At 61.8% G+C, this 23,641-nt stretch carries 27 protein-coding genes and 1 pseudogene; 9 read left to right on the forward strand and 19 right to left on the reverse strand.

Annotation, left to right across the window (positions count from 1 at the left end; all coding sequences use genetic code 11):
- Position 1: 1 nt before the first annotated feature.
- The 10 genes from DTQ71_RS18960 to DTQ71_RS19005 all read right to left on the reverse strand — a co-directional run bounded on the left by DTQ71_RS18960 (position 2) and on the right by DTQ71_RS19005 (position 8,234).
- Positions 2-367, reverse strand: a complete 366-nt coding sequence (locus DTQ71_RS18960) for a FixH family protein (RefSeq protein ID WP_109565878.1) — start codon at positions 365-367, stop codon at positions 2-4.
- A complete protein-coding gene (locus DTQ71_RS18965) occupies positions 367-1,080 on the reverse strand; it encodes an ABC transporter ATP-binding protein (RefSeq protein WP_109565879.1) in 714 nt (237 codons plus the stop codon). The genes DTQ71_RS18960 and DTQ71_RS18965 overlap by 1 nt, the downstream gene beginning before the upstream one ends.
- Positions 1,074-1,826, reverse strand: coding sequence for an ABC transporter ATP-binding protein (locus DTQ71_RS18970; protein WP_109565880.1), 753 nt, complete (start codon positions 1,824-1,826; stop codon positions 1,074-1,076). The genes DTQ71_RS18965 and DTQ71_RS18970 overlap by 7 nt, the downstream gene beginning before the upstream one ends.
- Entirely contained in the window at positions 1,811-2,701 is an 891-nt protein-coding gene (locus tag DTQ71_RS18975; protein ID WP_109565881.1) for a branched-chain amino acid ABC transporter permease, read from the reverse strand. Before DTQ71_RS18975 ends, DTQ71_RS18970 begins: the two co-directional genes overlap by 16 nt.
- Positions 2,701-3,600 (reverse strand): branched-chain amino acid ABC transporter permease, encoded by a 900-nt coding sequence (locus DTQ71_RS18980; RefSeq protein WP_109565882.1) that lies wholly within the window; start codon positions 3,598-3,600, stop codon positions 2,701-2,703. Before DTQ71_RS18980 ends, DTQ71_RS18975 begins: the two co-directional genes overlap by 1 nt.
- A 15-nt stretch (positions 3,601-3,615) precedes the next feature.
- Complete coding sequence (locus tag DTQ71_RS18985; protein ID WP_109565883.1) at positions 3,616-4,335, reverse strand: ABC transporter ATP-binding protein; 720 nt, start codon at positions 4,333-4,335, stop codon at positions 3,616-3,618.
- The gene (locus tag DTQ71_RS18990) at positions 4,328-5,095 is read right to left on the reverse strand and encodes an ABC transporter ATP-binding protein (protein ID WP_109565932.1); all 768 of its coding nucleotides are present in this window, start codon (positions 5,093-5,095) and stop codon (positions 4,328-4,330) included. Before DTQ71_RS18990 ends, DTQ71_RS18985 begins: the two co-directional genes overlap by 8 nt.
- A complete protein-coding gene (locus DTQ71_RS18995) occupies positions 5,095-6,024 on the reverse strand; it encodes a branched-chain amino acid ABC transporter permease (RefSeq protein WP_109565884.1) in 930 nt (309 codons plus the stop codon). Before DTQ71_RS18995 ends, DTQ71_RS18990 begins: the two co-directional genes overlap by 1 nt.
- A 12-nt stretch (positions 6,025-6,036) precedes the next feature.
- Positions 6,037-6,927 (reverse strand): branched-chain amino acid ABC transporter permease, encoded by an 891-nt coding sequence (locus tag DTQ71_RS19000; protein WP_109565885.1) that lies wholly within the window; start codon positions 6,925-6,927, stop codon positions 6,037-6,039.
- A gap of 107 nt (positions 6,928-7,034) precedes the next feature.
- The gene (locus DTQ71_RS19005; RefSeq protein ID WP_109565886.1) at positions 7,035-8,234 is read right to left on the reverse strand and encodes an ABC transporter substrate-binding protein; all 1,200 of its coding nucleotides are present in this window, start codon (positions 8,232-8,234) and stop codon (positions 7,035-7,037) included.
- A 361-nt stretch (positions 8,235-8,595) separates the two neighbouring features.
- On the opposite strand from DTQ71_RS19005, the gene DTQ71_RS19010 reads away from it, so the two are divergent.
- Genes DTQ71_RS19010 through DTQ71_RS19025 form a run of 4 tightly spaced genes read left to right on the forward strand, consistent with a single transcriptional unit; the run spans position 8,596 to position 13,000 of the window.
- Positions 8,596-9,393, forward strand: a complete 798-nt coding sequence (locus DTQ71_RS19010; protein ID WP_109565887.1) for an SDR family NAD(P)-dependent oxidoreductase — start codon at positions 8,596-8,598, stop codon at positions 9,391-9,393.
- Positions 9,390-9,992 (forward strand): glutathione S-transferase family protein, encoded by a 603-nt coding sequence (locus DTQ71_RS19015; RefSeq protein ID WP_109565888.1) that lies wholly within the window; start codon positions 9,390-9,392, stop codon positions 9,990-9,992. The genes DTQ71_RS19010 and DTQ71_RS19015 overlap by 4 nt, the downstream gene beginning before the upstream one ends.
- A 39-nt stretch (positions 9,993-10,031) precedes the next feature.
- Complete coding sequence (locus DTQ71_RS19020) at positions 10,032-11,483, forward strand: aldehyde dehydrogenase family protein (protein ID WP_109565889.1); 1,452 nt, start codon at positions 10,032-10,034, stop codon at positions 11,481-11,483.
- Between the two features lie 59 nt (positions 11,484-11,542).
- Entirely contained in the window at positions 11,543-13,000 is a 1,458-nt protein-coding gene (locus DTQ71_RS19025; RefSeq protein ID WP_109565933.1) for an aldehyde dehydrogenase family protein, read from the forward strand.
- 878 nt (positions 13,001-13,878) lie between these two features.
- Here DTQ71_RS19025 and DTQ71_RS19030 read toward each other — a convergent pair.
- A complete protein-coding gene (locus DTQ71_RS19030) occupies positions 13,879-14,763 on the reverse strand; it encodes a LysR family transcriptional regulator (protein ID WP_109565890.1) in 885 nt (294 codons plus the stop codon).
- Between the two features lie 95 nt (positions 14,764-14,858).
- Between DTQ71_RS19030 and DTQ71_RS19035 the strand changes: the two genes are divergently transcribed.
- The 4 genes from DTQ71_RS19035 (at position 14,859) to DTQ71_RS19050 (ending at position 17,681) form a co-directional block, all read left to right on the forward strand.
- On the forward strand, positions 14,859-15,617 hold the full coding sequence (locus DTQ71_RS19035) for a class I SAM-dependent methyltransferase (protein ID WP_170125499.1): 759 nt from the start codon (positions 14,859-14,861) through the stop codon (positions 15,615-15,617).
- A gap of 25 nt (positions 15,618-15,642) precedes the next feature.
- The gene (locus DTQ71_RS19040; protein ID WP_109565892.1) at positions 15,643-16,344 is read left to right on the forward strand and encodes a DUF2306 domain-containing protein; all 702 of its coding nucleotides are present in this window, start codon (positions 15,643-15,645) and stop codon (positions 16,342-16,344) included.
- A gap of 1 nt (position 16,345) precedes the next feature.
- On the forward strand, positions 16,346-16,777 hold the full coding sequence (locus DTQ71_RS19045; RefSeq protein WP_109565893.1) for a DUF6326 family protein: 432 nt from the start codon (positions 16,346-16,348) through the stop codon (positions 16,775-16,777).
- A gap of 166 nt (positions 16,778-16,943) precedes the next feature.
- On the forward strand, positions 16,944-17,681 hold the full coding sequence (locus DTQ71_RS19050; RefSeq protein WP_109565894.1) for a dienelactone hydrolase family protein: 738 nt from the start codon (positions 16,944-16,946) through the stop codon (positions 17,679-17,681).
- A 96-nt stretch (positions 17,682-17,777) separates the two neighbouring features.
- On the opposite strand, the gene DTQ71_RS19055 is transcribed toward DTQ71_RS19050, so the two are convergent.
- The 6 genes and pseudogenes from DTQ71_RS19055 to DTQ71_RS23645 form a co-directional block, all read right to left on the reverse strand.
- Positions 17,778-18,170, reverse strand: coding sequence for a hypothetical protein (locus tag DTQ71_RS19055; protein WP_109565895.1), 393 nt, complete (start codon positions 18,168-18,170; stop codon positions 17,778-17,780).
- A pseudogene (locus DTQ71_RS19060) lies at positions 18,167-18,637 on the reverse strand (recombinase zinc ribbon domain-containing protein); the annotation flags it as partial. The gene DTQ71_RS19055 and the pseudogene DTQ71_RS19060, both read right to left, overlap by 4 nt.
- A gap of 204 nt (positions 18,638-18,841) precedes the next feature.
- Positions 18,842-19,471, reverse strand: coding sequence for a LysE family translocator (locus DTQ71_RS19070; protein WP_109565897.1), 630 nt, complete (start codon positions 19,469-19,471; stop codon positions 18,842-18,844).
- A gap of 127 nt (positions 19,472-19,598) precedes the next feature.
- Complete coding sequence (locus DTQ71_RS19075; RefSeq protein ID WP_211317162.1) at positions 19,599-19,961, reverse strand: GNAT family N-acetyltransferase; 363 nt, start codon at positions 19,959-19,961, stop codon at positions 19,599-19,601.
- 198 nt (positions 19,962-20,159) lie between these two features.
- The gene (locus DTQ71_RS19080; protein ID WP_342768142.1) at positions 20,160-20,804 is read right to left on the reverse strand and encodes a GNAT family N-acetyltransferase; all 645 of its coding nucleotides are present in this window, start codon (positions 20,802-20,804) and stop codon (positions 20,160-20,162) included.
- A 142-nt stretch (positions 20,805-20,946) separates the two neighbouring features.
- Complete coding sequence (locus DTQ71_RS23645; RefSeq protein ID WP_170125501.1) at positions 20,947-21,105, reverse strand: hypothetical protein; 159 nt, start codon at positions 21,103-21,105, stop codon at positions 20,947-20,949.
- Positions 21,106-21,455: 350 nt separating this feature from the next.
- On the opposite strand from DTQ71_RS23645, the gene DTQ71_RS23240 reads away from it, so the two are divergent.
- Positions 21,456-22,097, forward strand: a complete 642-nt coding sequence (locus DTQ71_RS23240) for an MDR/zinc-dependent alcohol dehydrogenase-like family protein (protein WP_146204901.1) — start codon at positions 21,456-21,458, stop codon at positions 22,095-22,097.
- Between the two features lie 115 nt (positions 22,098-22,212).
- Here DTQ71_RS23240 and DTQ71_RS19085 read toward each other — a convergent pair whose 3' ends face one another.
- Both DTQ71_RS19085 and DTQ71_RS19090 read right to left on the reverse strand, forming a co-directional pair.
- Positions 22,213-22,503, reverse strand: coding sequence for an antibiotic biosynthesis monooxygenase family protein (locus tag DTQ71_RS19085; protein ID WP_170125502.1), 291 nt, complete (start codon positions 22,501-22,503; stop codon positions 22,213-22,215).
- Between the two features lie 103 nt (positions 22,504-22,606).
- Complete coding sequence (locus DTQ71_RS19090) at positions 22,607-23,428, reverse strand: AraC family transcriptional regulator (RefSeq protein ID WP_245947655.1); 822 nt, start codon at positions 23,426-23,428, stop codon at positions 22,607-22,609.
- Between the last annotated feature and the right edge of the window lie 213 nt (positions 23,429-23,641).

The following is a 23,641-nucleotide window of genomic DNA, read 5'->3' on the forward strand; positions in this document are numbered from 1 at the left end:
CTCACTCCGGCTCGAACGCGTGATCGATCACCACCACGTCGCGCGCCGGCGCACTGATATCGAGCCGGAGCACCCATCTGCCATGCATGTCGAGCGTCAGCGGCACCGCGTATTCGCCGGGCGTCTCCGCCGCGGCAGCCGGGACCGGTGCGATGTTGTGCGCCAGGGGCATCGAGGGCATGTCCGGTTTCACCGTGAAGGCGGCATCCGCGACCGGCACACCGCCGCGGCTCAGCTGAACGATGCAGGTGTAATCGAGCGCCACCTCGGCGGGCACGCAGTCGAGGGCCGCCTCGTAGCGTTCCGCGGCGACGGCGGGCGCCGCCAGAGCGACGGCAAGCGCCGGGATCGCAAAGGCTTTTGTCATCACAGGGCTCCTTCTTCCTGGTCTGTGAACACGAGGTCTTCGAGCGCCTGGGCGTCGCCGGTCTCGCCGGCCGGTCCCCGGTGCAGCGCGCGGCCGCGGCGGAGCACCAGAACCCGGTCGGCCAGCGCGTGGGCGCGGCGCAGGTTCTGTTCGACGAGCACCATGCCCAGACCCTCCCGCCGCAGCCGGGCGAGGATCTCGAAGACGCGCTCGGTCGCGGCCGGCGAGAGGCCGAGCGTGGGTTCGTCGAGCAACAGAAGGCGCGGACCGGCCATGAGCGCGCGGCCCAGCGCCAGCATCGTCGCCTCGCCCCCGCTGAGCGTGCCGGCCCGCTGGCCGAGCCGTCCGGCAAGCTCCGGCAACCGCTCGAGCACCTCGTCCTTCCGCCCGCGAAGAACGGCCCGGCCAGCGGCGCCGCCGCCGAGCTTCAGCGTTTCGCCAACGGTCAGCGACGGCGCGAGCACACGGCCTTCGGGCAGGAGCGCCACCCCGTCCAGCCGATGCAGCGGCAGGCCGGTGATGTCGCGTCCGCCCAGTTCGACCTTGCCCGATGCGATGGGAACGAGACCGGCGACCGCGCGCACGAAACTGGACTTCCCGGCGCCGTTGAGACCTGCAAGCAACAGCACTTCGCCACCCTCGAGCCGCGCCGATACCGACTGCACGGCGTGAATGCGGCCGTAGCGCACCGCGAGATCCGTGACCTTCAGCATGAGCCGCTCCCGAAATAGCTGTCGCGCACGGCGGCGTCGTCGAGCACCGCCGAGGAGGGTCCATCCGCGATCTTCCGGCCCGCGTTCAGCACCGCGAGACGCGGACAGAGCGCGGTCAGGAAGCGGATCTTGTGCTCGATGACGATGGCGCTCCGCCCCGGCAGAAGATGCGTCGCGATGGTCTCTCCGATCCGGTCGGTTTCCGCGGCGGTCATGCCCGCGGCCGGTTCGTCGAGCAGAACGAGCGCGGGGTCGGCGGCCATCACCCGGGCGATCTCGAGTTCGCGCAACTCCATCAGGGTCAGGCTGTCCGATGTATCGTGCGCCCGATCCTCGAGACCGAACAGCGCCAGCAACGCCATCACCGCGTCGCGCTCCGCGCGGCGGGCCGCCCGCGACTGCCAGAGCGACTCCAGCGCCGGTGCCGCGGCGTGCCGGGCCGCGCGCAGGTTCTCGTAGACCGTCAGACGCTTCAGCACGCGCAGGTTCTGGAAGGTGCGCGCGACGCCAAGCCGGACGATCCGCGCGCTCGGCAACCCGGCGATCTCCCGGCCCGACAGGCGGATGCTGCCGGCGTCGGCTGCAAGGTGCCCCGTGAGCAGGTTGAACACGCTCGTCTTGCCCGACCCGTTGGGACCGATCAGGCCCAGGCTCTCGCCCGGCTCGACCGTGAGGTCGATTCCGTCGAGCGCCGTCAGCCCGCCGAAACGGCGGGTCAGCCCGGTGATCTCTAGCGCCGCAGCCATGCCGAAATCCGATGCACGTTTCGTTCGTCGAGCAGCCCGCGCGGGCGCAGGATCAGCACGAGGGCCACCAGCCCGCCGAAGACGATCATCCGGTAGCCGGAGAACACGCGCAGCGACTCCAGCAGGCCGATATCGATCAGCACGCCGAGGATCGGCCCCAGCACCGTTCCCAGCCCGCCGATCAGGCCATAGGCCAATGCGTGCACGCCCGTCATCACCGAGAACTGCGCAGGTTCGATATAGGTGGCGAGATGGGCGTAGAGCGCGCCGCCCATGCCCGCGACACCGCCCGCGAGCCCCGCCGCGGCGATCTTCGTGCGCGCGACCGAGAGCCCCTGCATCGCCGCGAGGATCGGGTCCTCGCCCACGATCCTGAGCCGTGCCATGCCCCGGCCGCGCGCCATGAGGGCGACAAGCGCGATCACCGCCGCGAGGCAGCCCGCCACGATCACCAGGTAGGCGCCGGGCTCGATGCCCGCCTCGTAGACCCAGCGGATGTCGCGGAACCCGTTGGCCCCGTCCGGGCCGGTGGCGTATCCGTCGATGTCTCGCTGGTAGGAAAAGACGTTCAGCGAGGCGCGCACCAGTTCGGCGAAGGCGAGCGTGGCGATGGCGAAGTGCAGACCCGACAGGCGGATCGTCGGCCACGCGACCAGCGCCCCGACCGCCGCACCGAAGCCGGTGCCGAAGGCGATGCCCGCAACGAACGGCCATTGCCAGACCGCCGTGGCGATGCCCGCCGCGTAGGCGCCAATCGCGAAATAGGCCTGCTGGCCGAAGCTGATCTCGCCCGCGATCAGAAGGATCCAGGCGGAAATCGCGAGGAAGGAGAAAAGCGCGATGTTGGTCAGAACCGAGATCGTGAAACCGTCCATCAGAGCCTCCTGAGCGCCTCGTTCCGCGCGGCGGCGTCGGCACGCCCCGCCAGTCCCTGGGGCAACAGGATCAGGGCGACGAACAGCAGGGCGAAGACGGTGATCTCACGCCCCGACGCGCCGAGATACCACTGCGCCTGCGCCTCGACGAGGCCGAGCACGAGCCCGCCGATCAGCGCGCCGCGCAGGCTGCCGAGCCCGCTGATCACCATCGCGATCAGCCCCTTCATCGTGATCCAGAGGCCCAGCTTGGTGCTTATCTGACCGTCGGTCGCTGCGATCAGGAAGCCCGCGACACCACCTATCGCGGCTGCGATGCAAAAGGTCAGGAACGCGACCCGCCCGACGTTGACGCCCGACACGCGCGCCGCCTCTCGGCTCTCGGAGAGGGTGCGCACCTGCAAGCCGAAGACGGTCCGGGTCAGCATCAGATGAAGCGCGACGACGAGAACGGCCGCGGTCAGGAACATGGCAATGAATTCCGGCCGCAAGAGCAGCGGGCCAAGCTCAAGAAGCGGCAGGATATCGAAGCTCGGGAACGCGTAGCTGCGCTGCGGGAATGCGCGTGCGATGCCATCTTCGAGCTGCATCCAGAGCGCGAAGCTCGACGCCATGGACGCCAGCGCCGCGTCTCCCCGGATCCAGGCGAAGGACAGGCGCTCGACATAGGCGGCGGCCAGCACCGCCCCCGCCAGCGTCGCCGCGAAGATCGGGATCATCCCCGCCGCCCACTGTCCATGCAGCCACGCGCCGGCGAAGATACCCACGAGGATCGACGAGCCGAACGCCATGTTCAGCCGCCGCATCACGCCGAAAATCAGCGTGAAGCCGAGCGCCAGCAGGCCATAGGCCGAGCCGATGGCGAGACCGTCGAGCGTGTTCTGAACGACGTCGATCACCGGCCCGGCCCCTTGTCAGCTCGCCTTCCGCGCACCGAGATAGGCGCGGGCGATCAGCTCGTCGTGGTCGACCTCGCCGGGATCGCCGCCGAAGGTCACCTGGCCCTGTTCGAGCAGGTAGAAGTGGTCGGCGTAGTCGAGCGCGAGGTTAGCGTTCTGCTCGACGAGGAAGATCGTGCGGCCCTCGTCGCGCAGCTGGCCGATGATCTCGAAGATCTCCTCGACGATGATCGGCGCGAGGCCCGTCGACGGCTCGTCCATCAGCAGGATCTTCGGCCGCGCCATCAGCGCGCGGCCCACGGCCAGCATCTGCTGCTCGCCGCCCGAGAGCGTTCCGGCTTCCTGGGTCGCCCGCTCGCGCAGGCGCGGGAAGCGTTCCAGCACAGCCTCGAGATCCTCGCTCACGCCGCCCTTTTCCTTGCGGCGGCTGAACGCACCGGCGATCAGGTTGTCGGTCACCGTCATCTCCGGAAAGACCAGCCGGTTCTCCGGCACGGTGACCACGCCCTTCTCGACGATCTGGTGCGCCTTCAGACCGGCGAGTTCGTCGCCGCCCATCTTGATCGAGCCGGATTGCGCTTTCAGGATACCCGCAATCGTCCAGATCAACGTCGTCTTGCCGGCACCGTTGGGGCCGAGAAGGCAGGTCAAGCCACCGTCGCGGATGTCTAGCGACACGCCCTTGAGCGCGGCGATCTTGCCATAGGAAGTCTTGATGTCGCGGATCTCAAGCATGGATCAGGTCCTCGTCCTTGTGCTTGCTGCCAAGATAGGCGGCGCGCACGTCCTGGTTGGCCTGGATCTCGGCGGGCGAGCCCTCGGCGATCTTGCGGCCGAAATTCAGCACCCCGATGCTGTCGGAAATGCCCATGACGAGCTCCATCATGTGCTCGATCAGAAGCACGGTGACGCCGCGGTCGCGCACGTCGCGGATGCGTTCGGCGAGAAGCTGGCCGTCCTCCTGGCTCGCGCCCGCGGCGGGTTCGTCGAGCAGCAGCACGCGCGGGTTGGACGCGAGCGCGCGGGCCATCTCCAGACGGCGCATCTCGCCGAAGGAGAGCGCTGAGGCCTGCACGTCGCGCTTCGAGTGAAGCCGCGAGAACTTCAGCAACTCCTCGATGTCGGGACCATGCTCGCCGCCGGCCTTGAACCAGCGCGGCAGGAAATGGGCGCGGCGCTGTTCATGGCCGTTCTGCGCCACCCAGAGGTTCTGCGCCACCGTCAGGTTGCCGAAGAGCCGGATGTTTTGGAAGGTCCGCGCCACGCCCATCGCGGTGCGCTCGTGCTGGGCCATGGCCGTGAGATCATAGCCGTCGAGCGTGACCGTGCCGGTGGTCGGTGCATAGAGCCCGGTGATCAGGTTGATCGTCGTCGACTTGCCGGACCCGTTAGGGCCGATGAGACCGAAGATCTCGCCTTCCTTGATGGTCAGGCTGATGTCGTCGACGGCGCGCACACCGCCGAAATGCTTGGAGAGGGATTGCAGGGTTAGCATCAGTTGGCGTCCTTCGTCTCGAGAGAATCCGGCGCCGGTTTGCCGAGCCGGAGGATCGACTTCAGCCGCGGCGCATGTTCGCCCAGAAGGCCGTTGGGACGCAGGTTCATCGCCAGCACGATCAGCGCGCCGAAGAGCAGCGAACGCCAGTCGCCCATGAAGCGCAGGCCCTCGATCAGGAAACCCTGGATGAACAGCACCGCAAGCAGCGTGCCGAACACCGAGCCGAGGCCGCCGAGGATCGGGTAGGCGATGGCGAAGGTCGCCAACAGAACGCCGAAGACGCCGTGCTCGATATGCGTCACGGTATGGGCGTAGATGCCACCGCCGAGCCCGGCGATGAAGCCGCCCGCTGTCATCGCGCCGACCTTCACCGCGGTCAGGTTGAGACCGATGGATTGCGCGGCCACCTCGTCATGGCCGACTGCGCGCAGCACGGCGCCCGCACGGGTCCGGTCCATCCACCAGAGCGCGGCCATGACCACGGCAACGACGATCCAGATGAACACGGTCACGTGCCACACTTCCCAGCCGTTTTCCGGGAAGTAGCGGATCGAGCGGAAGCCCTCCGCCCCGTCCGGGCCGAAGAGCTCGCCGCCCCGCTCCACCTGCCAGGACAGGTTGAAGAAGAAGAGCCGCACCATCTCGCCGAAGGCAAGCGTCGCGACTACGAGCATCAGCCCCTTCACGCGCAGCGCCGGAAAGCCGACGATGCAGGCGATGGCGGCGCTGACGAGGCCCGCGATCACGATGGCGGGCAGGATGTGCAGCCCGAACATCGCGGTCATGGCGCCGGCCGTGTAGGCGCCGATGGCGTAGAAACCGGCCTGCGCCATGCTGACCTGTCCGGTCAGCAGAACGACGTAGGCAGAAAGCCCGAGCAGCGTGTGGACGCCGAAGATCTGGGCCAGTCCAAAATAGAAATCCATCGTGACCTCCTGTCAGTCGCGGCCGGCGGTCGAGCCGAAGAGGCCACCGGGGCGCAGGGTGAGGAAGAGGAAGAGCATCAGCATCACGTAGATGTCGCGCTCGGTGACGCCGCGCAGCAGCAGGAAGATGTTTTCAGACGCACCCACGAGCAGCCCGCCGATGATCGCGCCGGGGATCGAGCCGAGCCCGCCGATGACCACGGCGATCAGGCCCTTGACGGTCAGACCGAGCGCGATGATCGGCGAGAGCACGCCAACCGCGGCCGCGGTCATCGCACCGGCGATGCCGCCGAGCACGCCGGAGATGCCGAAGGTGAGCAGGTTCACGCGGGTCGGGTCGATGCCGCAGAGGGCGGCCGCGCGCGGCTGCTGGCTGACGGCACGGGTCGCGAGACCGAGCGGCGTGCGGTAGAGCAGCCAGAACAGCACGCCCATCGCCACCACGCAGATGCCGAAGACGAAGAGCAGGTCTCCGCGCACCCAGATATCGCCGATCTCGATGATCGCGTTGCGGAACACCGACGGATAGGGCACGGGCATGCCGTGGCTTGCGTGGACCACCGCCTCGTCGATGAAGAGCAGCATGCCCACCGAGGCCAGAAGCGAGGCCATGGGAACCTGTGTCGGCGTGAACCGGAAACAGCAGTAATAGACCACGATCCCGATGATGCCGGAGCCCAGCGCCGAGAGCAGGAACACGACCGGCGGCGGCGCATCGAAGGCCAGGAAGGCGGCCACGCCGATATAGGTGCCTGCGAGCGCCGCGGCGCCGTAGGCGAGGTTGAGTTTGCGCATGACGCCGAAGATCAGCGTGAAGCCGATGCCGATCAGCGCGTAGGTCGTTCCGAACAGCAGCCCGTCCACGAGCGACTGCACGAAGTCGATTATAAAGAAGTAGTCCATGGCTGGGGTGCCTTGCTTTGGCCCGCCGTCCGCCCGCCGTGAGGCAACCGGGTTCGCGCGCCTTGAGAGAGTGGGGCGCGCCGCATCGTGGCGCGCCCGTTATCGGCTCAGCTGCCGGGGTTGTGCAGCACGTCCCAGCTGCCGTCCTTGGCATGCACGAAGACATACGGCTTCACGGCCTCGCCATCGGGCAGCCGCTTGTTCGAGCCGAGCAGACCCGGCGCGTTTTCAAGTTCGGCCAGCGCGTCGCGGATCTTGCGACGGTCTTCCTCCAGCGTCTCCGGGGTGCCGCCGATCTCTGCCGCCTCAATGATGTCTTTCAGGATCATCGCGTTTTCCCAGGCCGATGCGCTGTGCAGGTCCATCTGCCCGCCCTTTGCGACGACGGCTTCCGCGGCGGCTTTCGCCTCCTCGTTCACCGGCGCGAAGCTCGTCGGGATTGTCAGGCCCTCGGCCTCGTTGGCGCAGCCCGAAAGCGTCTCGAGCGACGACGACGAGGTGAGACCGACGAGGATCTTGGGCTGGATCCGCTGGCGGGTCATCTCGCGCAGCATGCCGCAGGTGGTGAAGGGGTGCGCGGAAATCGCCACGACATCCGGCTCCGCCCGGCGCATGCCACGCGCCTGGTTGGAGAAGTTGGTGTCCGACAGCAGCCACTGGGCCTCGCCGACGACCTCGAAGCCATGCTTCTCCGCGGCGGTCTTCATCACGGAGTACCAGGTGAAGCGGGAATGCGCGAAATCCTCCTCGACGCCGCCATAGATCGTCTTCAGGTCCGGGTGGTTCGTCCGGAGCCATGCGAAGAGATCGTCATACATCTGCGACTCGGACGGCGTGTTGCGGAACACCCATTCGGAGATCCCGGCAAGCCCGCCCTTGATCGCCACGTCGGTGAAGACCGGGAATTGCAGGCCTGTGTCGCCTTCGTCGTCGACCTTCGCCTGCAGGATGCCGAAGAGCGGCTCGGCGACGTTCGAGCAGGTCGGGCCGATGGCTACGAGCGCGTCGGTCGAGGCGATCCGGCGCAGCACCGAGATGCCTTCCTCGGCGTTGCAGCGGTCGTCGTAATACTCGGTTTCGATCATCGCCTTCGAACCGTCCGCGAGCTCGACACCGCCCTCGGCGTTGATCTTCTCGAACGCAGCCGACATCGCCGCGCTGGAGTTCTGGCCGAAGATGCCGACCACGCCCGAGGCCGCGCCGAAGCCGACGATGCGGATGGTCTTGTCCTGCGCCGCGGCGACCGAGGCCATGGCGAGCGTCGATACGCCCAGCACGCCGGCCTTCAGAAGTGCTTTCAGTTTCATGGATCTCCTCCGTAGATCTGATCGGGACCGGTCCGGCGGAACAAGCGTCATGCGGTGCCCAGCCCACGATCCGGCGCCCGCAGCATGCGGGAACAAGAGGCTTGGGACGAAAGAGGGAATATCCATCGGGGCTATATGTTTCCGATATACCCAAGCAGCGCCCGGCGTGAGAGAACAGTAAGGGAGCGCCATTTTTTATTGAATACGCTTGGGAAAATGCCGCGGCGCATCTGGCCGCACCGAGTTCCGCTCGACAGCTAGACGCTATCGCTATGGCCCTTAGAGCGGCTTCGTATTTGCGCAGAGCCGGCGATTGCGGTCACGTGGCCGCAATAGAACTGCGACTGTGGAGGCGCCTCTTATGGCCGACCGTTTGAAAGACAGGGTTGTTTTCTTTACCGGAGCCGGCTCGATCGGACCGGGCTGGGGCAACGGCAAGGCTGCCGCCGTGGCGATGGCCCGCGAGGGCGCCAAGGTCTTCGCGCTCGACGTGAACCCCGAAGCCGTCGAGGAAACCGCCAAGGTCATTCGCGAGGAAGGCGGCACGGTTGAAACGGCGGTCTGCGACGTCTCCAAGGCCGACCAGGTCGAAGCGGCCGTGAAATCCTGCATGGACGCCTTCGGCCGCATCGACGTGCTCGACAACAACGTCGGCATCATCGATCCCGGCGGCCCGGAAGAGCTCGACGAGGCGCAGTGGGACCGCCTGATGGCGATCAACGTCAAGTCGATCTACCTGACCTGCCGCAACATCCTGCCGATCATGACGAAACAGGGCGGCGGCTCGATCATCAACATCTCTTCCATCGCCTCGACCCACAGCCTCGGCTATTCCTGCATCAGCTATTCGGCGTCCAAGGGCGCGGTGAACGCGTTTACCCGCGACATTGCGCTGAACTACGGCCCCAAGGGCATCCGCTGCAACTCGATCCTGCCGGGCCTGATGAACACCCCGCTCATCCACAAGGGCAACGTCACATCGGTCTACGGTTCCACCGAGGCGATGGTGAAGGCGCGCGACGCGCTGGTCCCGCTGGGCCAGATGGGCGACGGCTGGGACGTCGCCTGGGCGTCGGTATTCCTCGCCTCCGACGAAGCCAAGCACATCACCGGTATCGAACTGGTGGTCGATGGCGGCATCACGCTGAAGGTGAAATGACAATGCATCTCTACATCAACACGACCTCCCCCTTCGTCCGTCTCGTCCGTCTCGCCATCGAGGAGAAGGGCCTCACCAGCAAGGTCGAGCTGGAAATCGTGGACCCGTGGGGCGATCCGGCAGCCTTCCTGAAGGCAAACCCGGCCGGTCGCGTGCCGGTGCTGACCACCGACGACGACCACATCATCGCCGAGGCGCACCTCATCCTGCGCTATCTCGACGAGATCGCTCAGCCGTCGATCTTCCCGTCCGAAGATCTCGCCCGCACGCTGTCCATCGCCGCGCCCGCACTTGGCGCGACCGAGGCCGCGACCGCGATCATCATCGGCCGCAAGTCCAGCGAGGCTTTCGACACGGACATGGTGGGCTCGAAGCGCTACCGCACCATGGCCGACGGCCTTGCGCGTCTCGAAAAGGCGTTGCCGCGCGATTTCGCGGACCGGCCCGACATTGCCAATTTCGCGGCTGTCACGGCCGTCGACTACATCGTCTTCCGCTTCACGGACCGCGACTGGCTCGCCGATCTGCCGAACCTGCGCGCCTGGCGCGACCGGCAGAAGGGCCACCCCTCCGTCGAAGCGACCATGCCCTACATCTGATCGCCGCCCTCGGCGCGATCCCGAATTCCGGAGGCTTCCATGTCCGACCAAGCCACGCTTAACCGTACCGACCTCAAGGCACTCGATCACTGGATCGACGGGGCCACCGTGGCGTCCGCCGGCGGCGCCTATCTCGAGACCGTCAATCCGATGACGGGCCAGCCGCATTTGCGCGTCGCCTCCGGCACCGCGGAGGACGTCGCCAAGGCCGTCGCGGCCGCCGAGCGCGCCCGCGACGGCTGGCGCCGGTTCAACGCCGCCGAGCGCGGCCGTCTGATGCTCGGGCTCGCGCACGCGATCCGCGCCAACCGCGACCGGCTGGCCGAGATGGAACGCGCCGACAGCGGCAAGCCGCTCGCGGGCGCACTCGCCGAGATCGAGGGCAGCGCGCAGTATTTCGAGTTCTACGGCAGCCTCGTCTATCTGCCGACGGGCGACGTGCTCGACGTCGCACCAGATCAGCACGTCTTCACAAAGCGCGAGCCCTACGGCGTGATCGGCGTGATCACACCCTGGAACCTGCCGCTCAACCAGGCCGCGCGCGCCATCGCGCCGGCGCTGGTCGCGGGCAACGTCGTGGTCGCGAAACCGTCCGAGATCACCTCCCAGACGACCATCGAGATGGCCCGGCTGGCCAGCGAGGTTGGCTTCCCGAAAGGGGTCATCAACATCGTGCTCGGCACCGGGCTCGACGTGGGTGAGGCGATCGTGCGGAACGAGTCCGTGCGCAAGGTCGCCTTCACCGGCTCGGTCGGCGTCGGCCGCGCCATCGGTCGCATCGCGGCGGAACGGATCATTCCCCTGACGCTGGAACTCGGCGGCAAGTCGGCCAACATCATCTTCGAAGACGCCGATCTGGATCTCGCCGCAGCGGAGGCCGTGAAGGGCTTTACCCTGAACGCGGGACAGGTCTGTTCGGCAGGAACCCGCATCCTCGTGCAGCGCTCGGTCTACGAGGCCTTCACCGAGAAGATGCGCGCCGAGGTTGCCAAGATCAAGCCGGGCGAAAACCTCGGTCCGATCATAACCCCGGCGCAATTCCAACGCGTGCAGAGCTATTTCAAGGTGGCCGAGGAAGACGGCGCCCGCGTGCTGGCCGGCGGCAAGGTGGCCACCGTGTCCGGACAGGAAGGCGGTTTCTATATCGAGCCCACGGTCTATGCCGATGTGAACAACGCCATGCGCATCGCGCAGGAGGAGATTTTCGGCCCCGTCGGCGTCGCGATCCCCTTCGACACCGAGGAAGACGCGATCCGCATCGCCAACGACAGCGATTACGGACTGATCGGCACGCTCTGGAGCCGCGATATCAGCCGGGCCCTGCGCGTCGCGGACCGGATCGAGGCAGGCCAGATCTTCGTCAACGTCTGGAACACCATGTCGGTCCAGACCCCGTTCGGCGGGCACAAGAACTCTGGCTACGGACGCGAGAAGGGGATCGAGGCGATCCACCACTATTCGCATGTCAAGACGGTGACCGTGAAGATCTGAGCAAGGGCAAGGTTCGGGTCAACAAGGGAGGCGCGGTCATGGATGGCTCGGACCGACCGATGGCTGCGGGTGGCGTGAACCGGGAGAACGGGGTCTTCGTCGACAACGCGTGGCAACCCGCCTCCTCGGGCCGGACGCTCGACCTGATCGAGCCGGCAACCGGCCGCCGCTTCGCCGCGATCGCGGCGGGCGACTCTCGCGATGTGGACCGCGCCGTGACCGCCGCGCGCGGGGCCATTGACGGGCCCTGGGGGCGCCTCGACGCTGCGGACCGGGGACGCTTGCTGTCACGGCTCGCCGGTCTGATCGCCGACCATGCCGAAGACCTCGCGGCGCTCGAGGCCCGCGACACGGGCAAGCCCCTGGGTCAGGCCCGCGCGGATATCGACACCGCTGCGCGCTATTTCGAGTTCTACGGCGGCGCGGCCGACAAGGTGCACGGGCAGACGATTCCGTATCGGTCCGGTTGGCTGGCGCTGACCGAACGCATGGCCCATGGCGTCACCGGTCATATCATTCCATGGAACTATCCGGCACAGATGGTTGGACGGACGCTGGCCCCTGCCCTCGCCATGGGCAATGCCACCGTCCTGAAGCCCGCCGAGGACGCCTGCCTGACAGCGCTGCGGCTCGCCGAACTCGCGCGCGAGGCCGGTTTTCCCGCCGGCGCGATCAACGTGGTGCCCGGACGCGGCGAGGTCGCCGGGGCGGCGCTCTCCCGGCATCCCGGCGTTGATTTCCTGTCCTTCACCGGCAGCCCGGAGGTCGGCACCCAGGTGCAGGTTGCCGCAGCCCGGCGCCATGCCGGTTGCGTGCTGGAACTGGGCGGCAAGTCCCCCCAGATCGTCTTCAGCGATGCCGACCTCGACCTCGCGGTGCCCGCCATCGTCGCGGCGATCGTGCAGAACGCCGGCCAGACCTGTTCCGCAGGCTCACGGGTGCTTGTCGACCGGCACGTCGAGGCAGAGCTGAGCGAACGCCTCGCACAGGCTTTCCGCACGCTTGTATCGGGTCCGCCGGAGGCAGATTGCGACCTCGGCCCGCTTATCAACCTGACCCAGAAGCGCAGGGTGACCCGGTTTTGCGATCTTGCCGAGATGGCGGGCGTGCCACTCATCGCCGAAGGCGCGCTGGATGCGCGCGCGAAGCCCGACGGGTTCTACGTCACACCCCGGCTTTATGGTCCGGTACCACGAGACCACCCGATGGCCCGAGAGGAGATCTTCGGCCCGATCCTCTCGCTCATGCCGTTCAGCGACGAGGATGACGCGGTCGCGCTTGCCAACGGCACCGATTACGGTCTCGTCGCGGGGATCTGGTCAAGAGACGGGACACGGGCGCTCGGTGTTGCACGGCGCATCGCCGCGGGACAGGTCTTCGTTAACGGCTACGGCGCCGGCAGCGGCGTCGAACTCCCTTTCGGTGGCGTCGGCAAGTCTGGACATGGACGAGAAAAGGGGCTGGATGCGCTGTTCGAGTTCAGCGCAAGCCGTACCCTCGTCATCGCGCATGGGTGACGGGTTAGGTCATTCTCGATCGAAAGGACCGCGTTCCTCAAATCGCGAAGGCTGACCCGGTTGCAGCCGGCAACCTGCAAGGCTCGATGAAACCCCTGATGTCGTGCTGCCCTGCTCAAGTCTTCGAAACGTGCCTCCCGATCCGGTTCGAAGGATATTCAATCGGCACAGAGGACGCGGAGGAAACGCTGATCATCACGCAACACGATCTCGCAGATCGACAACGGGGTCAAATAGATGCTCTTCGTAAATGAGCCATCTGAAAGTGATCACCCGGTCCAACGCTCAGAAGTTTCCCTTTGACCACGAAGCAAATTTCCGAGCGACATGATGACGATGGTCTGTCTCCAGGCACTTTACCGAATGCGCCTTCGAACCAGAGAACGTTGGATCCCAGTCCCGCCCCCTCCGCCACTTGCCCTCGCGAAAGCGTTCTCCCGATCCGGCTGCGGCCGGCTTTTTCCGTTGTTTTAGAGGGTTATGCGGGAGAGGCTGAGGACCGGGGTCGGCACAAGGCAGCCAAAACAGTTCTCTCCGGCGCCATATTCTCTGAACCTCATGACTGCGCCGATTTGGTGCAGAGCTTGTAGCTTTCTGAAATTCCTACGTTTTTCTCGCCGACAACCTGAACACTTCGATGCCGGTAGCATTCGCCGAGATGGAACAGAAATCGAACGTTCGCCAATGCGGCCGTTCGCTGCGGCATGTCCAAACGACGGGGTTGCGGACAAAGTGTGAAATCGCTGCACCTGTTCCATTGACCGCAAATGACGATTCATCTGTGCTGGGAACTCTCGTGAGACGGCACATTCGAAAGTTCGTTGACCACACAGAGGTGGTCTCAAAGAGGCCAATCTGAGGAAGGAGCTTTGAAGCTCCTAACCAATACCCTCAGCAAGCAAATCAAAAACCACGCGAATTCGTAGATTTGTTTTTAACTCGCGGTGGGCCACCAGCCATGTCTCGATACTGAGCGGCTCAAACGCTGAGAAAGGGTTTTCCAGCTCGGGATAGGCCGCTCCTACTTCAACTGGAAGAATACCAATCCCAAATCCCTGCCGGACAAGTTCGAGCATGAGCGTCGCACTTGACGTCGAAAAATTGAAATTTGCTGTCGTTAGATTGACGCCACGCGACGCCATCAAACCAAGCCGCAGTTCTGGCTGGTCGAAACCAACAAACGTTAACTCGGACAGGTCAGCGTGCGACTTTGGACGTCCCACTTCATCAAGATACTGCTTTGATGCAAAAAGATGCGCTGTTGTATCCCTGAGCCGCTTTGCAATTAAGGCCTCGTCTGTGGGTCGTCCATGACGGATCGCGATATCAGCTTCACGTCGCCGCAGATCGCTTACTTCATTTGATGCGATAATCTCAATCTGGAGATCTGGCGCGATTTTGCTCAGTTTCTTAAGGATCGGCGGCAGAAAATATGTCGCCATCATGTCTGTCGCAGAGATCAACACATGTCCGGTGACGGCTTCAGATTGGCCTGTTGCTGCAACGGATATGGTGTTCGCGGCATCGCCCATCGTTCGAAAATGCACAAGCAATTCTACGCCTGATTGCGTCAGCAAGAGCGCCCGCGACGTTCGTTCAAAGAGTGTCACGCCCAAGGCCTCTTCAAGACCTGCAACCTGTCGGCTGAGCGTCGGCTGCGTAAGCCCAAGCGCCCGCGCGGCTGCGGACAGAGATCCTTCCTCGGCGGTAACGAGAAATGCCCGTGCTTGATTCCAGTCGAAGGCTGATCGTTTCCACTCCATGATCTACGTATACCAGACCAACAAGGATGTGCAATTTCGTATTGATGGCCAGCGTTCTATGTCTGCCATCGACCAACCCAAGACAGGCGACGAATATGACACAGCTCCAAAACAAGGGCCTCTTGCCAACGCAAACCCCTGTGATGGAGGACGCAGTTCTCATGGCCTCTCGTCGTATCGGCTCCTGGGAAGTCCTCGTGAAGAGGCTGCCGCTCTCTTCTGCGGATCTTGCCAGCCGCTATGATGCTGCTTCAAGCCGTTGGGAGCGCACGGCGGCTCGCTTTCAACTGGAAGCCGCCTATCAAGAACCGCTCTTGACCTCTCATATCGCAACGGTTCTTGGGCAAGCTGGGCCACAGGCGCGGGTCCTTGATTGCGGTGTCGGGACCGGAAGCCTGTCGATTGCTCTTGATCGTATCCTCGTGGATCGGGTCACATTCCATAGCATAGATACCTCTGCCAAGATGCTGGTGCGGGCCCGATCAAAGATGCACGCCGCCGGACTGCGTGCCCACTGTCAACAAGCTGATGTTTTGTCATTGCCTTATGATGATCAGTCTTTTGACGTGGTCATGGCCGCGCATGTCCTAGAACATCTGCCTGATCCGAAACGCGCGCTCAGGGAAATGATCCGCGTTCTGAAACCGGGTGGAATGGTGTTCGTTTGCTTAACACGCCCCTCACTCTTCGGCGCGCTTATCCAACTTAAATGGCGCACATGGGCAGTCACTGAAAAGCAGGGCGTGGCGTGGTTGCATGATTGTCAACTCGCCGATGTCGGATGCGAACCGGTCCACCTTGGCGCGTGTGCTGGGGTCGCAAGCACAGCCTTTTGGGCACGGCGTCCCACATGACTGGAAACCAATTGAGAGATTTCTCATGATACGTTTGCAAAAAACCGAATGGGCCGTTTTGAGCCTTATCCTGGTCTATTCGTTCATTCCTGCCTTTGGCGGTTTGATCCGTGTTCTGGAACTTGTCGGCGGGCCACAAATTGCACCCGTGAACCCGCGGGCCTTGCTTGCCCCAACGCCCATCATTGTTCACATCCTAAGCAGCTTTTTGTTCTGCATTGTCGGGGCGGTTCAGTTCTTGCCAAGCATCCGGCGGCAACATCCGACAACACATCGCATCAACGGGCGGGTGATCGCCGTGGCCGGATGTGTTTCTGCACTGAGCGGTTTGTGGATGGCGCATTTCTATGTCTTTTCCGAAGCGCTGCAAGGTCCGGCGCTGTATTGGGTTCGGATTGTCTTGGGCACGGCAATGATCGGGCTCATCGTCTGCGCTGTGGTCGCCATCAGAGCCCGTGACATCTTTCAACATAGCGCATCAATGCTGCGAGCCTATGCCATTGGCCAAGGCGCATCTACACAGGCCGTCGTCGGTATTGCCTGGATCATCACGGTCGGCTCCGAGGCGATGGGACCGCTGCGCGATGGGCTGATGATCTTTGCTTGGGTTCTTAATCTGCTGGTCGCGGAACTCTTGATCCGTTCCATGCTCAGGCCAGCGATAGGACTGCGAAGTAGTTCGTCATTACCCCCTACGCCGCGCTCAACACTACGAAGGGAAACTTGAAATGAAATACGAAAATCGTAATCCCCGCGTCCTTTTGTCGATCCTTTGGATCTTCGTTATCCTGAATTTCTTTGCCCGTGACATTCATGAGTTTGGCCGCCCCGGCCTGTTGGAGCAAATGATTTCCGGCACGATTGACGGGGTCGTCGTGACTGACATCTTGATGCTGCTGGGGGGGATCATGATAGAGATCCCGATTTTGATGACAGTTCTCGCATTACTGTTGCCAAGTGGCGCAAATCGATGGGCGAACATTGGTGTGGGCCTTTTGACCATGGCCATGATCGTCGCGATGAACCTCAAACCCGACCTCGACAATGTCTTTTTCATGGGTATTCAGTTGATCGCTCTAATTGCCATCGTTGGTATAGCATGGCGGTGGCAGACCCCGGAGCGGACAGATGCGATGACACCTCAAATGCGCGGCGTCTGACCGCTTGGTCCAAGCGCACGTCCAAACGCCAGCCGAGAAATTTGAAGCCTGTGTTGCAGCGATCAGTTGAAACCACAGGACAAATTGGGCATCCGTTGAGGGAATATGGAGGTCCGGTTTCAATGTGTTTAGCCTCAGTCCAAGTTCCATTTTGCAGGGCAATCAAATGATATCCGAAATCGTAACCAAGCCTTTCGTGTATGACGGCCCAGGTGGTCCCTTCGAAGGTATAGTTAGTCGGCCCCTTGAGGATGCAAAGTCGGTACGAAGCGGCGTGATGGTTTGCCATGCGTTTGGCGGTCAGTCCGATGTGGATGCAACCCATGCTGAACGACTAGCCCGACTGGGCTACGTCGGCTTCGCTATTGATGTGTATGGTCAAGGTCGTCGTGCCACGACAGGTGATGAAGCGACAGCATTGATGGGCGAGATGGACGCAGATCGGGTCCTTTTGCTTGAACGGCTGAAGGCTGCACATACCGCCATGCAAGAGATGGAAAACGTTGCAGTGGACCGTACAGCCGCAATAGGTTTCTGTTTTGGCGGAAAATGTGCGCTTGATGCCGCGCGCGCAAACTTGGGGCTCAAGGCGGTGGTATCGTTCCACGGACTATTTGACCGTCCAGCTTGGGCATCAACGCCTCCCGATGTAATTGAGGCCTCTGTTCTCGTGTTGCACGGATGGGATGATCCGCTCGCCAAACCAAACGATGTTATCAGTCTCACAGATGAACTTACGATGGCGTCCGCTGACTGGCAGCTTCTTGCATTGGGCCATACGAGCCACGCATTCACTCATCCCCGGGCAGACGCTCCTGCTGAAGGCATCGTTTACAGCGAAAAAGCCACGCAAAGAGCGTGGAGCATAGCCGAACGTTTCTTAGCAGAACACCTTTCAGAATAATAGCTGTTCGATTGAAGATGCCGTTCATGCGGAGTGCAGCATCGGTCATTGTGGGCTCGGAGCAGTCGATCGCCGCACCTCGCACGAACGACCGCTTCAGCCGATCTGCCCGAAGGGCCCCGATTGCATTGCCCACTCCACCGGGAACGGCTCCAGCACCCGTGCCAGCGTCACCTTCGGCCCCTGCCTGCCATCGAGGATCGCCTCGACGATGTCGGGCGCGAGCAGCGTCAGCCGCAGGACGCGGGTCATGTATGAACGCGCGATCCCCTCGCGCTCGGCCAATTCGCCGATGGTGGCAAACTCCCCCGACGCCAGCATTCGTTTCCACCGGAACGCGCGGGCCAGAGCCTTGACCAGCGTGTTGTCCGTCCGGCGCGGATGCGCGGCGCCCTCGGGCATCTGCATCTCTTTCCGTCCGCCGCGTTTCACAATGCGGAACGGCACGTGGAGCGTCACGGTCTCGGGGATCGGAGCGCCGCGGGTCATGCGGCCGCTCCGATGTCTCCAGCCAACATCTCGCGCGTGAGGTCGTTGAGTCCGTCCAACCGCAGCCGCACGTTCAGGCCGTCGGCCCCGATATCGACCCGCTCGACCAGCAGCGTGACAATGCGGGCCTGCTCGGCAGGGAACAGCTCTTCCCACAACGGGTCGAGTTGCTGCAGGGCCGTGCGGGCGTCTGCTTCGGTGATGTCGTCGGCGTGGGCACGCGCCGCCTTCCAAGTCCCCGCAACAATCTCTGGCTGTCGGAACACCGCAGGGAGTTGGTCTATGACCGCAGCCTCGATCTCGCCTGCCGGCACCCGGCCCACCGGGCAGGATCCGGCGCAATGCTTCAGCACGGTCTGGCTGACGTAGTAGCGGTAGAGCCTGTCGCCCTTGCGGGTGTGGGTCGGCGAGAATGCTGCGCCGTCCGGCTCGAACAGCAGCCCCTTCAGCAGCGCGGGCGTGTCTGCTCAATCCGTGCGAAATCCACCGAACGGATCAGAAGCTCAGGCGATGATAACCCGCCCAGTCGTTCCGCAGTAAGCGCACACAGGATCCGGTAGTACTCCATTGTCGAATGCGCCGACATGCCTCCGAGCCCACCGATTGTTTTCATTCGCCTTTTTCTTTCTGCGGTCGCGTCTGAACTTGACGTGGCCAAAGGCGCATGGCCGTTACTCCGCGACAGCGTCGCTCAGGATTAAGGCACCGGCGCCGCCGATCATAACCGCGGCGCCGCGATTAAGCTTTCTGAGAGCTGTAGGGCTGACCAGGATGGCGCGCAGGCGCGACGCCATGATCGCATAGGGCATCAGAACCGCAACAAGAGTGCATATTGTGAGCATGCTCAGAAAGAGCCAATCGAGCACTCCCACGGCCTCCATGTCGATCACGTTCGGCACGAGCGCGAGGTAAAAGACGACAGTCTTCGGGTTGCCTAGCGTAACGGCGAGACCACTTGCAGCGGCTCGCCACCCGCCCTTCGTCGCGATCTCGGCCGCATCAGGCTGCGTCGCTTCGGCGGTCCAGAAGCCCCATGCTAGGTAAAGCAGATAAAGGCCACCCGCGATCTTGATGACGAAGAATACTCCTGTCGCTGCGGCAGCGACCGCGGAAAGGCCAAGAATCGCAATCGAGAGAAACAGCACGTCACCGAACGCGAGACCCAGAACAAAAGGCAGAGAGGCTCGCGTTCCAGTGCCCATGGCCCGACCAACCACGGCCGCAACGCCGGGACCCGGGATAACGGCCGCAATGCCGAGGGCAATGACGTAGGCGAAGAATGGCGTCATTCCTTCAATCATGATGTATCCGTGTTTTGGTTGCGGGGGCGGCAGAATTGAGCTTGGCTACTGCAACGCCAAAACGTTTGTAACCCGCCGGCATGTCGTTCTTCGAGATAAATGCGGGGCCTCTGCTGGACTTGCGAAGTTAATGATCTCCACCGCCGTATATCCACATAGGAACTACGGCGTTTGTCTTCTTGAAGCCAACGATTTCATAAAAATCAGCCGCTTCTGAAACCGCCAAAAGGGTCTGTTGGTGAAAATCTCGATATTTAGCGAGCATTCGATGCATCAGATCTCGTCCGATCCCTTTGCCTTGATACTCGGGATGAACCAAAAGATGTGGATAATACACTACTAGACTTCCATCCGATATTGCGTTTCCAAGTCCGACCAACCGATCTCTTTCGTACGCGCATTCCAGATGATCGGAGCCTTCAAGCGCCTTCATCAATCGATCAGGCTCTTCTGCCGAACTCCAGCCATTCGCTGAATAGAGCGAAATCACCTGTTGTCTTTCCGGAACAACTCCACTTCTAAATTTTATCACATCGTACCTTTGCCATGACTATGATCCAGATTACTTCTTAGACTGGGCTTCTTTAGAAACTCACCGCATGACGAGCTGCCACGCTTTAGCTCGAAAGTTTTGATTACAATTATTTACGACATCTAGAGGCCTGAATATCCCTCCGCTTCTCTTTCCCTATTTTCGTAATGCCCCCAATGGCGGCGCGCTGGCGATTGGCCGGCCGCCGCGTGGGCGGCTCATCACCAAAACTTCCATTCCTGCTTTTTTTCCAGTAATCTCAACCATGAAACCAACCTTCTTAGCGAGCGTCAAGGATCGATCGTGGCTCGGGTGCAAGATGCAAAACGTTGTACGATCTGATAGATTTTTATCTGACCAGTCCAGAATGCCACGGACAGCTTCAAGCGCATAACCAAGCCCTTGAGCTTGAGTGTGAAATGCCCAGCCAACTTCAGGTACGCAATTCATGTTCATATCGAGGTCGCGTTTGAAATCGGCAAATCCCACCTCGCCGAGAAAATTTCCCGACACTTTGTCGCAAACCGCCCAATAGCCGTAGCCGAAGTGATGCCAGAGACCTGCGTAGGTCAGGATACGGCTCCAGCTTTGTGTCACTGTCGCGGTTTGTCCGGAGATAAGCCTGACAACCTCAGGGTCACCCCACATTGTGGCACTATCTTCAAGGTCGGTCGCCAAGTGACCGCGAAGGATCAAGCGTTCTGTCTCCAATGCTGGAATTTGCGCTCCGGGATGTGCTATATGACCAATCAATGCTCTGGGCCCTGGTTCGAGAGTATCGGTACTGCGCTGTCCTTCCAATGTCTCGATGAAAGGGCATCTAATCGCGCGCCGAAGATTTTCTTGGACCGTATATCAATTCACGACCCTCTGTATTGTAGAAAATCGCCCTCCGTAACCTCTCCAACTCGTGGCCATTGCCGATCAAAGAAGCTCGGGGTTTTCAGAAACACCACTGGATTTCTTCACTGTCCTTAGCTCCAGGGCCGGTGACCTCCGTACCGGCCTGCTTGTCGCTTTCGCGCAGTCGCAAGCTGAACCAGTAGTTCGGATGAATGCTGCCACGGTGCCACGGTTTCGTCACTTTGATCCGGTTCAGCATTTCCCATTGAAAGTATCATAAAACAATGATAAAAAATACAAAAATGAGGAACTACTCGTTTTCAGGAGCTTCGGCACACCGCAATCAGTCATTGAGCTTAAGCAAACGACGGTGCCCGAACTCGCCCCCGGACTGCTATGTGTCGCAGCGTCATATGTCCCGATAAATCCCTCCGATCTGATCCAGGTTACCGGTGCTTACAGCCACAGGATCCAGCTGCCGGGCATCATGAGGTATAAAGGGGTTGGGTGCGTGATTGAGGCAGAAGGTGAATGTTACCATCTACTTGAACGTCATGTTCTGCCCTTGCGGGGCGATGGAACCTGGCAGACACGAGTGGACTGCCCTGCATGGTCCGTGGTGACAGTTCCGGACAGCGTTCCGGATTTGGTTGCCGCGCGGGGATTCATCAACCCGCTTGCGGCTTTTCTGATGCTTCGGCTCTGGCCGGTCAGGGGCAAAACCGTTTACTGAGCGCGGCCGGGTCGAGTTGCGCTGAATACCTGGGACGTTGGGCCATTCATCAGGAAGCGTGCCGCGTGATCGGGAAATACCGATCAGAAGTTAGGGCGGAACGACTCCTCCGCATGGGAATCGAAGCGATCAGGATCTCCGACAGAGACACGATTTCTGATGCGGCTCGTCACTCAAACATCGTTTTCGACGCCGTAGGCGGAGAGGTCGCAAGCGGCGTTCTCCATCGCATGCGGTCGGATGCCGATTTCGTTGCTTTTGGCCTGTTGAGCGGCACACCGGTAACGGTCCACGCCGAAAGCCAGGCAAGATATCACCGGTTCCATCTTCGCGATCATCTTTCTTCCATGGATCAGGAAGAGATGCGCAAAGCCTATGCGGAAATCTGGCCGTGGCTGGCAGTTGCACCGCCGTCAGCCCCAAAAGTCTTCGCCGCAAAGGAATGGCGCGAAGCTCTGTCAGAGGCGGAACGTCCCGGCGGATGCAAGCCGGTTCTTGATATGACCGTCCTTGAATAGCCGGCGGGGCCTGATAATTCCCGGCGGCCGAAAACCGTAAAGAACGGGAAGCCTTGGGTCGTGCGGATCCGTACAGGCGCCGGACAACGCACGCATCCATGAGACAAAGCAGAAGCTAGTCATGGTGGAAGTGGTGAAGCCAGCATGTATCGACGAATTTCTCCATGCCGGGCGGAATGTGAGGGACTGTCCAGTCCGAACCTGCAAAGTTGCACAGGCTGTCCTCGCTTTCCCAGACCGTGATCATGGCATAGTCATCCGGCGCATTGGATGACGGGAAGCCGACCGTGACATGCGAACACCCGGCACAACCGGCCACCGAGGCCCGTGCGACTGTTTTGAATAATGGCTCGAACTCTTCGCGTAGAGCCGGCACGATGCGCACGATGTATACGCGTGTGATCACAAAGGCATCCTCGTCAAGCTTTCGGGCGATAACTCAATGCGACCCGAAGTGTGACGGCCTTGTATGCACATGCTGGGATCTTAAGATTGTAAGAAATTGACCTTCAGAGGTGCCGGATAATCGCACCTGGGGTGACTCCGTAACGGCGCCGGTACTGTCGGATCAGGTGCGCCTGGTCGTAAAATCCCGAAGCCACCGCGGCTTCTGCCGCAGGGACCTTTTGCAGCAAAAGGCGGTGCGCTTTTTCAGTGCGTGCCTTGAGAACGAGACCGTGCGGTGTCTGTCCAGTCGCCCGACGCGTTGCCCGGATCAAATATGATTTGCTCAGCTGCACCGTGTTGGCCAATGTGGAAAGGCTGATTTCATCTTCATTTTCGACTGCTGCAGAAATTTTTTCCTTCAAAAGTTTGATAGCACTCGCTTCACTTCCCGCTTTATGAAATTGCGCTTTGCCATATCGGACAAAGCAGAGCGCGAGGGCATCGTGCACTGCTTCTTCAACTCTTAATTTCCAATTCAGCTCTTGTGGTTGGTTGAGCACACCTGCAAGTCGAGCGAGCGCTTGAGACACGAGCATGCTCCGATCCTCCGGAGCAACAGCCGGAAACCCATGCAGTTTGCGCAACCCCAGAATTTGGTGGACCGCGCCCTCCGAGGCGTAAATCATATTATAGCGAAGGAGGCTGGTTGGGGAAAAACCGTTATGTGGCTCTTCGGGATTCATGAGAGATAGAGTGCCAGGAGGTAGAAGCGTTCTTTCACCTCGGAAATCGTATCCGGCAACCCCCTCGGCGATCGCACCGATTGCAAAGCCTTCGTGCGAATGTCGCCCGAAGGTCTCGTTTGTAAAAGATGCCTCAAGAACTTCGACCCCGTGAAGCCAGGCAAGATGGTGATATCGGCTTTTTGTCATGATGTCCGCCAAACAGAGATTACTCGATACCGGGAGCGCGCGGAATTTGCATTTCTGAATTTCTATCTATTCTGTAGCTGTCTCGGTGACGAATACGTCGAGGTTAAGCAAGCCTTCGTCGACATGGTCGTGCGGATGCCAGACAAACCCCATCGACCTCTACGACCACTCACTCTATTGACGTTGGATACAGTGCGGGATCCCAGTTTTCAGAAGAAATTCCAG

The sequence above is a fragment of the Jannaschia seohaensis genome (assembly GCF_900116765.1).
GTDB classification, from domain to species: Bacteria; Pseudomonadota; Alphaproteobacteria; order Rhodobacterales; family Rhodobacteraceae; genus Jannaschia; species Jannaschia seohaensis.